General features: G+C 72.8%; 12 protein-coding genes and 1 pseudogene. 4 read left to right on the top strand and 9 right to left on the bottom strand.

What is annotated here, in order from left to right; all coding sequences use genetic code 11:
• Positions 1-32 precede the first annotated feature (32 nt).
• Positions 33-800, bottom strand: a complete 768-nt coding sequence (locus tag DBP14_RS26310) for a lysophospholipid acyltransferase family protein (protein ID WP_129309580.1) — start codon at positions 798-800, stop codon at positions 33-35.
• A gap of 172 nt (positions 801-972) precedes the next feature.
• On the opposite strand from DBP14_RS26310, the gene DBP14_RS26305 reads away from it, so the two are divergent.
• Positions 973-1,752 (top strand): alpha/beta fold hydrolase, encoded by a 780-nt coding sequence (locus tag DBP14_RS26305; protein WP_129309579.1) that lies wholly within the window; start codon positions 973-975, stop codon positions 1,750-1,752.
• Complete coding sequence (locus DBP14_RS26300; RefSeq protein WP_129309578.1) at positions 1,745-2,338, top strand: hypothetical protein; 594 nt, start codon at positions 1,745-1,747, stop codon at positions 2,336-2,338. Before DBP14_RS26305 ends, DBP14_RS26300 begins: the two co-directional genes overlap by 8 nt.
• Positions 2,339-2,374: 36 nt before the next feature.
• On the opposite strand, the gene DBP14_RS26295 is transcribed toward DBP14_RS26300, so the two are convergent.
• From DBP14_RS26295 to DBP14_RS26270, 6 genes are all read right to left on the bottom strand, one after another.
• Positions 2,375-3,121 (bottom strand): endonuclease/exonuclease/phosphatase family protein, encoded by a 747-nt coding sequence (locus DBP14_RS26295; protein WP_129309577.1) that lies wholly within the window; start codon positions 3,119-3,121, stop codon positions 2,375-2,377.
• Positions 3,122-3,658: 537 nt separating this feature from the next.
• Positions 3,659-4,612: an ROK family glucokinase gene (locus DBP14_RS26290; protein ID WP_129309576.1), complete on the bottom strand. Its 954-nt coding sequence runs from the start codon at positions 4,610-4,612 to the stop codon at positions 3,659-3,661.
• Positions 4,613-4,678: 66 nt separating this feature from the next.
• A complete protein-coding gene (locus DBP14_RS26285) occupies positions 4,679-5,179 on the bottom strand; it encodes a DUF5304 domain-containing protein (RefSeq protein ID WP_129309575.1) in 501 nt (166 codons plus the stop codon).
• A 57-nt stretch (positions 5,180-5,236) separates the two neighbouring features.
• The gene (locus tag DBP14_RS26280; protein ID WP_129309574.1) at positions 5,237-6,427 is read right to left on the bottom strand and encodes an ArsA-related P-loop ATPase; all 1,191 of its coding nucleotides are present in this window, start codon (positions 6,425-6,427) and stop codon (positions 5,237-5,239) included.
• A 300-nt stretch (positions 6,428-6,727) separates the two neighbouring features.
• Positions 6,728-7,168 carry an SRPBCC family protein gene (locus DBP14_RS26275; RefSeq protein WP_129309573.1) on the bottom strand — a complete coding sequence of 147 codons (441 nt, stop codon included), beginning with the start codon at positions 7,166-7,168 and terminating at the stop codon, positions 6,728-6,730.
• Positions 7,169-7,314: 146 nt separating this feature from the next.
• Positions 7,315-8,112: a metallophosphoesterase gene (locus DBP14_RS26270; RefSeq protein WP_129309572.1), complete on the bottom strand. Its 798-nt coding sequence runs from the start codon at positions 8,110-8,112 to the stop codon at positions 7,315-7,317.
• Between the two features lie 297 nt (positions 8,113-8,409).
• On the opposite strand from DBP14_RS26270, the gene DBP14_RS26265 reads away from it, so the two are divergent.
• Entirely contained in the window at positions 8,410-10,206 is a 1,797-nt protein-coding gene (locus DBP14_RS26265) for an AMP-dependent synthetase/ligase (RefSeq protein WP_129309571.1), read from the top strand.
• A 34-nt stretch (positions 10,207-10,240) separates the two neighbouring features.
• Here the strand turns inward: DBP14_RS26265 and DBP14_RS26260 are convergent, their stop codons facing one another.
• On the bottom strand, positions 10,241-11,827 hold the full coding sequence (locus tag DBP14_RS26260; RefSeq protein WP_129312105.1) for a GMC oxidoreductase: 1,587 nt from the start codon (positions 11,825-11,827) through the stop codon (positions 10,241-10,243).
• Between the two features lie 212 nt (positions 11,828-12,039).
• The gene (locus tag DBP14_RS26255; RefSeq protein ID WP_129309570.1) at positions 12,040-13,182 is read right to left on the bottom strand and encodes a glycosyltransferase family 4 protein; all 1,143 of its coding nucleotides are present in this window, start codon (positions 13,180-13,182) and stop codon (positions 12,040-12,042) included.
• 176 nt (positions 13,183-13,358) lie between these two features.
• Here DBP14_RS26255 and DBP14_RS26250 point away from each other — a divergent pair.
• Positions 13,359-13,607 (top strand): annotated as a pseudogene (locus DBP14_RS26250) (PadR family transcriptional regulator); the annotation flags it as partial.
• Between the last annotated feature and the right edge of the window lie 15 nt (positions 13,608-13,622).

Here is a 13,622-nt window from a genome sequence, read left to right as displayed (position 1 = left end):
ATCCCCCTCGGCTCCCCGCCCGGCCCCGGCCTCTAGGTGGCCGGCTCCTCGTCCGTCCTCCCGGGCTCGTCGCTCTCCTTGGCCTCCTTGGCCTTCTCGGCGGCCTTCGCCGCCTTCGCCGCATCCGCGATCCGTCGCTTCGCGGCGGTCGCGTAGATGTCGACGTACTCCTGGCCGGACAGCTTCATGATCTCGTACATGACCTCGTCGGTCACCGCGCGCAGCACGAACCGGTCGTGCTCCATGCCCTGGTAGCGGCTGAAGTCCAGCCGCTTGCCGATCCGGATGCCCGGGCGCATCAGCTTCGGCATCACCTGGCCGGGCGGCTGGATCTTCTCGGTGTCGATCATGGCGACGGGGATCACGGGCGCGCCGGTGGCGAGCGCCACGCGCGCGAGACCGCCGGGCTTGCCCCGGTACAGCCGGCCGTCAGGCGAACGGGTGCCCTCCGGGTAGATCCCGAACAGCTCCCCGCGCTCCAGGACCTCTATGCCGCTGCGCACCGCCGCCTCGCCGGCGCCGCGCGCCCCGGAGCGGTCCACCGGGAGCTGGCCGACGCCCTTGAAGAACGCGGCGGTCAGCCGGCCCTTGACCCCCGGGGTGGTGAAGTACTCGGCCTTCGCGATGAAGGTGACCTTGCGGTCGAGCACGGCCGGCAGGAAGAAGGAGTCCGAGAAGGACAGGTGATTGCTCGCCAGGATGGCGGCACCCTCGGCCGGAATGTTCTCCAGGCCCTCCACCCAGGGCCTGAAGGCGACCTTCAGCGGCCCTCCGATGGCGACCTTCATCGCGCCGTACATCACCCGCGTGCCTCCCGTTTCCGTCGATCAGACCTTAACCCGGAGCGCCACGGATGGGCCCGACGACCCTGGTCGGTGTCAGTGCGGTCGCGTACCGTGAAGCACATCCGCCCGTTCTGCACGCCTCTTCCGGCCACGGAAGCGGCCCTGACCAGGAACAGGAGCCCCTAAGGTGCCGGTTCTCCCCGGAGCCGAGCCGTACCGCCACGAGGGCGGGGAGGTGGGTGTCCTCCTCTGCCACGGCTTCACCGGCTCGCCCCAGTCGCTGCGCCCCTGGGCGGAGCACCACGCGGCGCACGGCCTGACCGTGTCGCTGCCGCTGCTGCCCGGCCACGGCACCCGCTGGGAGGACATGCAGGTCACCGGCTGGCAGGACTGGTACGCGGAGGTGGACCGCGAGCTGCGCCTGCTCGCCGAGCGCTGCTCGCGGGTGTTCGTGGCGGGCCTGTCGATGGGCGGGGCGCTGGCGCTGCGGCTGGCGTCCCGGCACGGGGACGCGATCACCGGGATCGTCGTCGTCAACCCGGCGAACCGGGTGCACGGCCTGTCGGCGTACGCCCTTCCGGTGGCCCGGCATCTCGTCCGGACGACGAAGGGCATCGCGAGCGACATCGCCCGGCCCGGCGCGGCCGAGCTGGGCTACGACAAGGTGCCGCTGCACTGCGCGCACTCCCTGCGGGTGTTCCTGCGTGGCCTGGACCGCGAGCTGCCCCAGGTGACGCAGCCGTTGCTGCTGGTGCGCAGCGCGCGGGACCATGTGGTGCCGGCGTCGGACTCGGCCCGGATCCTCAGCCGGGTGTCGTCGACGGACGTCACGGAGACGGTGCTGGAACAGAGCTACCACGTGGCGACGTTGGACCATGACGCGGACCGGATCTTCGAGGAGAGCCTCGCCTTCATCGGCCGGCTCGCACCCGGTGTCGGCAAGGAAGGGACGGCGGCAGTTGGCTGAGCACGGGTCCGACCGCGAGGATCGCGAGCCGGACGAGCAGGGGGTGCCCTTCGACGAGGACGCCGTGTGGCGGGCCATCGTCGCGGGGTACGGCGACGAGCCGCCGGACCCGCCGGGATCGAAGCCGTTCAAGTCGGTGGAGGACCTCGCGCTGCCCGAGATGAACTCCGAGGTCCCGGAGGGCTCCGGCTCCGGTGGCTCCGAGGGGGACGCGGACGCTCCCGACGAACGGGCCGCCCGGCCGCTGGGCAGCTCGGTGTCGTTCGCGCCCGGCGTCGGCGGCCCGCGCGACTACAGCGTCGCGGAGCCCTCCGACGACGACTTCGACGAGGACGACGAGGGGCACTTCGAGCCGCCCGAGCCGCCGCCGCTGCCGTCCGCCGACACGACGGCCCGGTTCGCGTGGCTGGGTGTCATCGGCGGCCCCGTCCTGCTGCTGCTGGCCGTGCTGCTCGGCTGGGACATGACGTGGTGGCTGGCGACGCTGAGCATCGGCGGGTTCCTGGGCGGGTTCGCCACGCTGGTGGCGCGGATGCGGACGGACGAGGACGGGGACGACGACCCCGGGCGCGGAGCGGTGGTCTGAGCGGGGCGCTGCCGCCGCGTCCTGAGGCGCCGGGTTTCAGGCAGTGGGGATTCTGAGGGCGGCCAGGACCGGGAGGTGGTCCGTGGCCGCCCTCAAGTCCGCTTCGGTGATGCCGGGCAGGCCGTGGGGGACGCCGCAGCCGAGGACCTCGATGCCCTTGGTGGCGAAGAGGGCGTCGATACGGCGGCGGGGGTCGGACGGGGTGAAGGTGTGCTCGCCGCCCCAGGGGGCGGTGGCCCGGCAGTCCTGGAGGTCCGCGGCGAGCCGGCGGAAGCCGGGGCCGTCCGGGCGCTCGTTGAGGTCGCCGCCCGCGACGGCGTGCTCCACGCCCATTCCGGCCAGCCGGTCGAGGAGCAGGCCCGCCTGGTCGTGGCGCTCGGCCTGCTGGAGGCTGAGGTGGCAGCTGAGGACGCCGAGGCGGGCGGCGCCGAAGCGGACGACCGCGGTGGCGAAGCCACGGCGGGGCAGGCCGGGGGTGAGCGGGAGGAGGACGTCCTCCGTGCGTTCGACGGTGGCGCGCAGGCTGCAGAGGATGGCGGGGCCGGCCGCTGTGGCACCGCCGGTGAGAATGACCTGGCCGGAGGCCGCGGCGAGGGCGGCCAGCTTCTTGCGCCAGCGGAAGAAGCGGGGGGTTTCCTGGAGGAGGACCAGGTCGGGGGCGCAGGCGGCGATGATCCTGGCCAGGGCGTCGGCGTCGTCCCGCAGCGAGCGGATGTTGTAGGTGAGGACGCGGAGGGTGGGTGAACCGTCTGTGTCCGTGCGGGAGTTGGGGAGCGGCTCCATGTGGATCAATGTACGCCCACTGGGGCGGGGCGCGGGGTGCGTGCGCGGCTGACGGTGCGTCGTGGCTTGTCGCGCAGTTCCCCGCGCCCCTTGGTCGGCACGGTGGGCCGGAGCGGAGAAGGTGTGGTCCGCCGGTCGCGCCCTCGCGGCGGAGCCGCACATGGGCACAGCCCCGCGCCCCTTGGTCGGCACGGTGGGCCGGAGCGGAGAAGGTGTGGTCCGCTGGTCGCGCCGTCGCGGCGGAGCCGCACATGGGCACAGCCCCGCGCCCCTTGGTCGGCACGGTGGGCCGGAGCAGAAGGGTGCGGTCCGCCGGTCGCGCCCTCGCGGCGGAGCCGCACATGGGCACAGCCCCGCGCCCCTTGGTCGGCACGGTGGGCCGGAGCAGAAGGGTGCGGTCCGCCGGTCGCGCCCTCGCGGTGGAGCCGCATATGGGCACAGCCCCGCGTCTCTGGTCGGCACGGTGGGCCGGAGCGGAAAAGGTGCGGCCCGGCGCCCCTGAGGTGGGCGTGCCGGGCCGGAACCAGAACGTGGGGGTTACATGATCGGGTCGGGTTCTCGGGCCAGGTCTGCTGCTCCTACCAGGCCGGCCTTGTTGCCGAGGCGGGCGGCGATGACGTCGGCGACGGGGCGCCAGTTGCCGCCGACCAGCCAGCGCTTGTAGGACTTGCGGATGGGGTCGAGGACCAGGTCGCCCTCGTCGGAGAGGCCGCCGCCGACGATGAAGGCGGACGGGTCGAAGAGGGACGCGAGGTCGGCGAGGCCGGCGCCGGCCCAGCGGGCCAGCTCGCGGTAGGAGTCGACGGCGACCGGGTCGCCCTGGCGGGCGGCCATGGAGATGTGCTTGCCCTCGATGCCCTCGGGGCTGCCGTCGCCCAGCGAGAGCAGCACCTCGGCCCGCTCCGGGGTGGCGTTGGCGCGCTGCTTGGCGTAGCGGACGAGGGCGCGGCCGGAGGCGTACTGCTCCCAGCAGCCCTGGGAGCCGCAGCCGCACAGCAGGCCGTCCGGGACCATGCGGATGTGGCCGAACTCGGCGGCCACGCCGAAGTGGCCGCGGCGCAGCTTGTTGCCGATGATGATGCCGCCGCCGAGGCCGGTGCCGAGGGTGATGCAGATGACGTTGCGGTGGCCCTTGCCCGCGCCGAACTTGTACTCGCCCCAGGCGGCCGCGTTCGCGTCGTTCTCGACGACGACCGGGAGACCCACGCGGGCCTCGACCTTCTCCTTGAGCGGCTCCTGGCGCCAGTCGATGTTGGGCGCGAAGTAGACGGTGGAGCGCTGCCGGTTCACGTAGCCGGCCGCACCGATGCCCACGCCGACGATCTCGTGCCCCGCACGCGCGCCCGCCACCGCCGAGGCGATGGCGTCCACGATGGCCTCGGGCGTGGTGGGGGTCGGCACCTTGAAGGTCGAGAGGATGTTGCCTTCCTCGTCGACCACGCCGGCCGCGATCTTCGTGCCGCCGATGTCGACGCCGATGGTGAGTCCCATGAATCCCTCAGTTTCGGTCGAGCCCCGCTACCGCCACCGTACCCGAGGCCCTGCCGTGGAAGGGTTTCAGTCCAGATCGATGCGCTCGCCGGGGCCGTCGCCCTCGCCGTCGTCGCGGCCGTCGCGGCGCTCGGTCCACCCGTCCTCGGGGCCGGCCGCGCGGGACGTCCAGCGGTGCTCCTGGGCCTGGACGGCGGAGCGGTAGGCGGCGAGCAGTTCGGTGCCGGCCGCGGCGAGGTGGTCGAAGACGTCCGGGTTGCGTTCGATGACGGGTTCGACGGCGGCCTTGGCCTGCTGGACGACCTGGCGCACGACCTGCTGGGCGGCGGGTCCGGCGACCGCGCCGAGCAGCGGGGACTGCAGCGCGGACAGCTTGTCGGCCACGGTGTCCACGAGGCGGCGCAGTTCGTCGGCGGCGGCGCCGGGCTGCGGGCCGTGCTCGGCGCGGCGGCGGGCCTTCTCGGCGGCGAGGTCCTCGGCGCAGGCGGTGGCCCAGGCGTCGGCGTCCGTCGCCCGCGGCGGCTCGGCCTCGGGCGCGGGGTCGGACGGGGTGCGCTCTTCGCTCATGGCGGACTCCTGACTACGGTTCGCCTCTACGACGTTACCCGAATGGGCGTACGCCGTTCACCGTCCCGCGCCCGGCCACAGGCCGGGGTCCGGCGCGAACCGGATGCGCAGCTCGCCGTCCCGCAGCGCGGCCCCGGCGACGGTGCAGCGGCGCAGCGCGGAGGGCAGCGGAACGATACGGCGGAAGGGCCCGGCGGAGATCACCAGTTCGTCGCCGCGCCGGATGAGGTCCAGCTCGTCCCGTATCGCGCCGGGCAGCGGCAGGTGCCAGACGAGCACCCCGTCCTCGGCGATCCGGTCGGTGACGGGCCACTCGACCGGGGCGGGCGCGGGGTTGACGCCGGGGACGGCGAGGGCGGCGAGGTCGTCGCGGCCGCGGGGGTCGCGGCCCAGGTGGGGGACGGTATGGCCGTCGTACGGCCGCGGGGTGTCGGGGGTGTCCTGCCATTCGGCGAGCGTCTTGCGCTGCTGGGCGAGGAGTCCGGAGAGCCAGGGGCCGTCGGCGGTCTCGGGGAGGGCGCGGTTGGCGATCAGGGATTCGATGGGCAGGGCGCGCAGGGCGAGGCCGAGGGCGGCGGTGCGGACGGCGTCGGCGCCGGCCGGGCCGGGTTCGGCGACGAGGCGTACGGCGGTGTGCCGGTCGGTGAGGACGGCTTGGACGGCGGCCAGTTCGACGTCCCAGCGGGCCGCCGTCTCGTACAGCCACTCGGCGGGCATGGGCACGCCGGCCAGCCGGCCGAGGACGGGGCGCAGGGCGCGGGCCGCCTGGCGCTCGGGCGGGAGGAGGCGGCGCAGGTAGCGGCGCAGTTCCTCGGGGAGGGCGAGGAGGGCGAGGGCCTGCGGGAGGGGCGGGAGGTCGACGACGAGGAGGTCGTAGCGCTCGGAGAGGGCGGCGTCGCGCAGGGCCCGCAGGAAGGAGAGTTCCTCGGCGCCGGGCAGCGGGGTGACTTCCTCGGCGTCCAGGCGGGCGGCGCCGAGGAGGTCGAGGACGTTCGCGGCGCGGGTCTGGAAGGCGGTGAGGTCCTGCCGGAAGCGGTCGGTGGCGTCGGGCCGCCAGGCGGTGAGGTTCTCGGTGACGCCGCTCGGGGTCGGCCCCGTGGCCGCGCCGAGTGCCGCACCCGGGGTGTCGGTGCGGTCGGCACTGAGCAGGAGGGTACGGGTGCCCTCGCGAGCGGCGGCCAGCGCGGTGGCGGCGGCAACCGTGCTACGCCCACTGCCGCCGGCCCCGATGATCAGAATGCAGCGCATACGCCCACGCTATCGGCCCCGCTCCCCCTGCCCGGCGCCGCATCGGCCCCCGGCACTGCAGCCCGTGCCCACCCGTCCCGCCCTGCGGAACGCCTGCCCACGGCGGTGGGGGGGAAGGGGCGGCACCCGCCTCGCCACGGCGGGAGGGCGGGAGCACGGCGGGGCGGTGCGGACGTGCCCCGTCAGGGGCGCGGGGAACTGCGCGACCAGCCACGACGCGCCCGCAGTCAGATGGCGGCCGGAGCACGACGGTGGCTGAGCTTCTCGGCTGGGCGAACGGGTGGGTGGGTGGGCAGAGAACTACTGCCCCGACTCCACCCTCTTCTTCAGGCCCGCCAGAGCCCGGTCGATGATGACCTTCTCCGCCTTGCGCTTGATCATGCCGAGCATCGGAATCTTGACGTCGACGGTCAGCCGGTAGGTGACCTCGGTAGAAGACGCGCCCGCGGCCGCCAGCGAGTACGACCCGTCGAGCGACCGCAGCATCTGGGACTTCACCAGCGTCCACGACACCTCGTCCTCACCGGTCCAGGTGTACGCCAGCGTCTGGTCGTCCTTGATCGCCCCCGCGTCCATGACGAGCCGGACCTGCTCGGCCCGCCCCCGCTCGTCGGACGCCAGCACCTCCGCCTCCTTCACCTCACCGGTCCAGTCCGGGTATCGCGCGAAGTCGGCGATCACCGCCATGACATCGGCCGGGGCCGCCTCGATCGTGATGCTCGAACTGGTGTGTTCCGCCATCGCCGTGGCTCCTCCAGATGCGGGCCGGTAGAGAGAAGTCGCCGTGCGCCGAGTGCGCACGTCTGTGCAGCGTGAAGGCTATCGCGTGCCCGAACCGCCGCCTTCACCCCGTCCGCCGGACCCTTGCCGCCCTCCGCCCTCCGCCCTCACCATTCCAGCGCCCAGGGCTTACCGGTCCCGGCGAAGTGCCCCACGTTCACGCACTCGGTGGCCCCGATCCGCATGCGTCGCGCCAGCGGCTGGTGCACGTGCCCGAACAGCGAGTAGCGCGGTCTGGTGCGGCGGATCGCGTCCAGCAGCGCCCGGCTGCCCCGCTCGAAACGGCGCGCGACGGTGTCGTAGACCAGCTCGGGGACCTCCGGCGGGATGTGCGTGCACAGCACGTCCACCTCGCCGACCGCCTCGATCTTCGCCGCGTACTCCTCGTCGCCGATCTCGTACGGCGTCCGCATCGGCGTGCGCAGTCCGCCGCCGACGAAGCCGAAGGTCCAGCCGCCGATCTCCACCCGCTGGCCGTCCAGGACGGTGGTGCCGGGGCCGGCGTACTCCTGCCAGAGGGGAGGCATGTCGACGTTGCCGTAGGTGGCGTACGTCGGGGTGGGGAACGCGGCGAACAGCTCGGCGTACTGCCGGCGCACCGCCTTCTCGATCAGGCTCTCCCGGTCGGTGCCGACGCCGGCCCACAGCCGGGCACCGAAGGCGCGCGCCTCCTCGAAGCGCCGGGCGGTGCGCAGCGCGACGATGCGGTCGGCGTTCTCCGTGCCGAACAGGTTGGGGAAGATCCCGCGCGAGTGGTCGGCGTAGTCGAGGAAGAGCACCAGGTCACCCAGGCAGATCAGGGCGTCCGCGCCCTCGCCGGCGCGGGCCAGGTCGCGGGCGTTGCCGTGCACGTCGCTGACCACGTGGACGCGGGTTCCGCGGTGGCCGGTGGGTGTGGGTGCCATGGTCATGAAGGATATGCCGTGAACACCGGCGGGCGGCCCGCCCGGTTACTCGCCGGTCCGTTTCGCCGTGGACTACTGTCGGCGATGGAACGCCATCCCGTGTGACGCATGGAACATCTCGCCGGGACCCCCTGTCGCAGCGGCCATACCGGCGGGTAACGTCCGGGCAGTCCAGTCGTGCTCGCGATTTCAACATGTGAAGGGACATGTGAATCCGGGAGCACCTCCCCGAGCCATGGACCGCACCGTCGCATCGCACAATGTCGTGGCGCCGGCGCCCGATGAGGAGCAGCAGTCTTGCGCGAGTTCAGCCTTCCGGCTTTGTACGAGGTCCCTGCGGACGGCAATCTGACCGACATCGTCCGCAGAAACGCCGCGCAGCATCCCGACGTGGCCGTCATCGCCCGCAAGGTGGGCGGGACCTGGCAGGACGTCACGGCCCGGCAGTTCCTCGCCGAGGTGCACACCGCCGCCAGGGGCCTGATCGCGGCCGGCGTGCAGCCGGGCGACCGGGTCGCCCTGATGTCGCGCACGCGCTACGAGTGGACGCTGCTGGACTTCGCGATCTGGAGCGCGGGCGCGATCACCGTGCCGGTGTACGAGACCAGCTCGCCGGAGCAGGTGCAGTGGATCCTGGCCGACTCGGGCGCGACCGCCTGCGTCGTGGAGACGGACGCGCACGCGGCCGCCGTGGAGTCGGTCCGCGAGACGCTGCCCGCGCTCAAGCACGTCTGGCAGATCGACGGCGGCGGCGTCGAGGAGCTGGGCCGGCTGGGGCAGGGCGTCGCGGACGCGACCGTGGAGGAGCGCAGTTCGCTCGCCCGTGCCGACGATCCGGCGACGATCGTGTACACGAGCGGGACGACGGGCCGCCCCAAGGGATGCGTGCTCACCCACCGCAGCTTCTTCGCCGAGTGCGGGAACGTCGTGGAGCGGCTGCGCCCGCTGTTCCGCACCGGCGAGTGCTCGGTCCTGCTGTTCCTGCCGCTGGCGCACGTCTTCGGGCGGCTGGTGCAGGTCGCGCCGATGATGGCGCCGATCAAGCTGGGCTGTGTCCCGGACATCAAGAACCTCACCGACGAGCTGGCCGCGTTCCGGCCGACGCTGATCCTGGGCGTGCCGCGCGTCTTCGAGAAGGTGTACAACTCGGCGCGCGCCAAAGCGCAGGCGGACGGCAAGGGCGCGGTCTTCGACAAGGCGGCGGACACCGCGATCGCCTACAGCAAGGCCCTGGACACCCCCTCGGGCCCGCCGCTGGGCCTGAAGATCAAGCACAAGGTGTTCGACAAGCTGGTCTACAGCAAGCTGCGCGCGGTGCTGGGCGGCCGGGGCGAGTACGCCATCTCCGGCGGCGCCCCGCTGGGCGAGCGGCTCGGCCACTTCTTCCGCGGCATCGGCTTCACGGTGCTGGAGGGCTACGGCCTGACCGAGTCCTGCGCGGCGACCGCGTTCAACCCCTGGGACCGGCAGAAGATCGGCACGGTCGGCCAGCCGCTGCCCGGCTCCGTGGTGCGGATAGCGGACGACGGCGAGGTGCTGCTGCACGGCGAGCACCTGTTCAAGGAGTACTGGAACAACCCGGGCGCGACGGCGGAGGCGCTGGCCGACGGCTGGTTCCACACCGGTGACATCGGCACGCTGGACGAGGACGGCTACCTCAGGATCACCGGCCGCAAGAAGGAGATCATCGTCACCGCGGGCGGCAAGAACGTGGCGCCGGCGGTGATAGAGGACCGCATCCGCGCGCACGCGCTGGTCGCGGAGTGCATGGTGGTGGGCGACGGGCGGCCGTTCGTGGGCGCGCTGGTCACCATCGACGACGAGTTCCTCGGCCGGTGGGCCGCCGAACACGGCAAGCCGGCGGGTTCCACCGCAGCGTCGCTGCGCGAGGACCCGGATCTGCACGCGGCGATCCAGGCGGCGGTCAACGACGGCAACGCCGCGGTGTCGAAGGCGGAATCGGTGCGGAAGTTCCGCATTCTGTCCTCCCAGTTCACGGAGGAGTCGGGCCACCTCACCCCGTCGCTGAAGCTGAAGCGGAACGTGGTGGCGAAGGACTACGCGGACGAGATCGAGGCGATCTACCAGAAGTAGTGCGCCCGTTGCCCGGCCGCGGCCGTACGACGGCTCATGGCGCGGTGTCCTCGGCGAGGACCCGCGCCATCGTGCGTTCGGCGAGCGCGGTGATGGTGACGAACGGGTTGACGCCGATCGAGCCGGGCACGAGCGAGCCGTCGGTGACGTACAGCCGCGGGTATCCCTTCACCCGGCCGTAGTCGTCGGTGGCCCGGCCCAGCACGCAGCCGCCGAGCGGGTGGTAGGTGAAGTCGTCGGCGAACACCTTGCTGCCGGAGCCGAATAGGTCGTAGCGGTAGATGGTGAGGTTGGCCAGGTTGATCCGGTCGAACAGCTTCTTGGCCATGGCCACCGACACCGCGCTCTGGGCGGCGGTCCAGCCGAGCTTCACCGAGCCGGAGGCGGAGTCGTACGAGAACGACGCCCGCTCGGGGGTCTTGGTGATCGCCAGGTACATGCTGATCCAGGTCTCGAAGCCGATGGGCAGCGGGGCGATCTCGGCGAAGACCGGGTTGTCGGCATTGGCCCAGTCGTCGATGCCCAGCACCGGCATGGTCGCCTGGTTCGCGCCGACGGTGTCCCAGACGTGGTTGGCGCGGCCGAGCATGACGTTGCCGTTGGTCCCCCAGCCGGCGCCCACCTCGGGGGCGAGGTCGGGCAGGGTGCCGGTGTCCCGGGCGCGGACGAGGAGTTCGGTGGTGCCGAGGCTGCCGGCGCCGAGGAAGAGGTACGTGCAGCCGTACTGGGTGGTGGCGACGACCGCGCCGGTGTCGTCGATCCGTTCGGCGGTCAGCACGTACGACCCGTCGCTCGCCCGGTGGACCGACGTCACCCGTTCCAGGGTGTGGAGGGTGACGTTCCCGGTGCCGAGGGCGGCGGCCAGGTACGTCTTGTCGAGGCTGCGCTTGCCGTGGTTGTTGCCGTAGATGACCTCCCCCGCGAGCGCGGACCTGGTGGCCGTGCCGGCGGCCTCCTGCTGCATGTAGCCGAAGTCGTAGACGTTCGGCACGAAGGTGGTCTTCAGTCCGGCGTTGGCGGCGGCCTTGCGGGAGGTGCGGGCGAACTTGTACCACTCGGTGGACTCGAACCAGGCCGGGTCGATCGTGTTGACGCCGAGCATGGCGCGGGCGCGCGGGTAGTAGGTGCCGTACATCTCGTCGGCGTCCACGGTCGGGAACTGCTCGCTGAAGTAGGACCTGACCGGGGTGACGGCCATCCCGCCGTTGACGAGGGAGCCGCCGCCGACGCCCCGGCCGACGTACACGGACATGGCGTCGTAGTGCACGCGGTCCAGGACGCCGGGGTAGGGGCTGATGTCCCGGTTGACCACGTCAAGCCAGAGGAAGGTGGCGAGCGGGGCCTCGGTGCGGGTGCGGAACCACATGGAGCGCTGGTCGGGGGCAGTGGTGGAGCAGAAGATCCTGCCGTCCGGGCCGGGGGTGTTCCAGAGGCGGCCCATCTCCAGGACGAGGGTGCGGATGCCGGCCTGGCCGAGGCGGAGGGCGGCTACGGCGCCGCCGTAGCCGGAGCCGATGACGATGGCCGGCGCCGACTGGGTGGGGGTGGGTTCGGCGGCGCGGGCGGACTGGAGTCCTATCCGGGTGAAGCCGAGGGTGGCGGCGGTCTGGAGGGCCGCCATGCCGAGGATGTGACGTCTCGTCAGGTGACGTTGTGTCAAGTTTGCTGTCATGCGGGGAGCATGGGCGGATTATTCGGTTCCGGGAAGGGGGTGGGCGCCTTATGGGATGGGGGTTCTGGGTGCGTTGGCGGGTGCGGGTCGGGTGTGGTGTTCGCGCCCACGCGGCGGAGCCGCATATCGATACAGCCCCGCGCCCCTTGAGGGGCGCTGCACTACAGCAGTGATTTCAGGTTCTCGGCGAGGAGGTCCCAGCGCCAGCGTTCCTCTACCCACTGTCGGCCTCGCTCCCCCATGCGGTGGCGGAGTTGGGGGTCGGCGAGGAGGGTGGTGATCCTTTCGGCGGCCTCCTGGGGCTCGCCGCCCCGGACCACCCAGCCTGTTTCTCCGTCGAGGACGGCGTCGGGGGCGCCGCCGGAGTCGCCGGCGACGACCGGGAGGCCGGTGGCCGAGGCTTCCAGGTAGACGATGCCGAGGCCCTCGACGTCCAGGCCGCCCCGGCGAGTGCGGCAGGGCATGGCGAAGACGTCGCCGGCGCCGTAGTGGGCGGGCAGCTCGGACCAGGGGACGGCGCCGGTGAAGCGGACGGAGCCGGCCACGCCGGTGTCGGCGGCCAGCCGTCTGAGGTCGCCCTCGTAGGGGCCGCCGCCCACGATGAGGAGGACGGCGTCGGGCTCGGCGGCGAGGATGCGGGGCATCGCCCGGATGAGGGTGTCCTGGCCCTTGCGGGGCACCAGGCGGGAGACGCAGACGACGACCGGGCGGTCGGTGAGGCCGAGCCGGGCGCGGACCTCGGCTCCGCCGGAACCGGGGTGGAAGGTCTTCTCGTCGACGCCGGGCGGGAGCTGGACCATGCGGGCGGCGGCGGACGGGGTCAGGGCGGTCGCGATGCGGGAGCGGGTGTACTCGCCGAGGTAGGTGATCGTGTCCGTGGACTCCCCGATGCGGCGCAGCAGCTGGCGGGCGGCGGGGAGTTGGGCCCAGCCGGCCTCGTGGCCGTGGGTCGTGGCGACGAGCCGCTCGGCACCGGCGCGCCGCAGGGCGGGAGCCATCAGGCCGAGGGGGGCGGCGGCCCCGAACCACACCGAGGTGCAGCCGTGCTCCCGCAGCAGGCCGACGGCCTTCCGGGTGGCGCCGGGGGTGGGCAGCAGCATGGTCGTGCGGTCGCGTACGACGGTGAAGGGCTGCTCGGCGTCGAAGGCGGCGGTGGCCTCGATGCCGTCCCGGCTCCGCTTCCAGGTGGAGGCGTAGACGACCAGCCGCTCGGGGTCCAGGCGGAGGGCCATGTTGTGCAGGAACGCCTGGATGCCGCCGGGGCGGGGCGGGAAGTCGTTGGTCACGATGAGGGTCTTGTCCATCGCCGCGGACTCTACCGGCCGCTTCCTTCTGCCCACCCGCCCACCCGACCCGGCCGGCTACAAGGCGAGGCAAAACACCCCGGGCTGCGCGGCCCACGCCCTCCCCACACCCACCCGAGCCCCACGGGAGCGCATCAAGGCGCCGAGCGGACACGTGCCATCGGTCAGCGACGGCGCAGGTGGAGATCACCGACCCGGTCCGCTGTAACACCGTCCTCGCCTTCCTGCGGCACCTGCCCGACCCTGCCGAGCAGGCGGAGGTGCTGCGCCGGGGGCCGGCGTTCCTCGAAGCCCCGGCGAGCTTCTTCTACCGGGCCGGCGAGCCCGTGCGCGCGGAGGAGGCCGGGGACCTGTTCCGGGAGGGCATGCTGCGGGTGGCGAGGGCCACCGGCGAGGCCGAGCGGGCCTGGCTGCGGGAGGCGATCACCGGCCTCGGCCGC

The organism is Streptomyces sp. L2 (genome assembly GCF_004124325.1).
Classification (GTDB): domain Bacteria; phylum Actinomycetota; class Actinomycetes; order Streptomycetales; family Streptomycetaceae; genus Streptomyces.
This window is presented reverse-complemented; position numbering and strand designations above follow the sequence as displayed.

What these genes read in the sequence shown, in the direction of transcription:
- DBP14_RS26310 (WP_129309580.1), bottom strand. Translation starts at nt 800, where the DNA reads ATGTACGGCGCGATGAAGGTCGCCATCGGAGGGCCGCTGAAGGTCGCC.
- DBP14_RS26295 (WP_129309577.1), bottom strand. Translation starts at nt 3,121, where the DNA reads ATGGAGCCGCTCCCCAACTCCCGCACGGACACAGACGGTTCACCCACC.
- DBP14_RS26290 (WP_129309576.1), bottom strand. Translation starts at nt 4,612, where the DNA reads ATGGGACTCACCATCGGCGTCGACATCGGCGGCACGAAGATCGCGGCC.
- DBP14_RS26285 (WP_129309575.1), bottom strand. Translation starts at nt 5,179, where the DNA reads ATGAGCGAAGAGCGCACCCCGTCCGACCCCGCGCCCGAGGCCGAGCCG.
- DBP14_RS26280 (WP_129309574.1), bottom strand. Translation starts at nt 6,427, where the DNA reads ATGCGCTGCATTCTGATCATCGGGGCCGGCGGCAGTGGGCGTAGCACG.
- DBP14_RS26275 (WP_129309573.1), bottom strand. Translation starts at nt 7,168, where the DNA reads ATGGCGGAACACACCAGTTCGAGCATCACGATCGAGGCGGCCCCGGCC.
- DBP14_RS26270 (WP_129309572.1), bottom strand. Translation starts at nt 8,112, where the DNA reads ATGGCACCCACACCCACCGGCCACCGCGGAACCCGCGTCCACGTGGTC.
- DBP14_RS26260 (WP_129312105.1), bottom strand. Translation starts at nt 11,827, where the DNA reads ATGGCGGCCCTCCAGACCGCCGCCACCCTCGGCTTCACCCGGATAGGA.
- DBP14_RS26255 (WP_129309570.1), bottom strand. Translation starts at nt 13,182, where the DNA reads ATGGACAAGACCCTCATCGTGACCAACGACTTCCCGCCCCGCCCCGGC.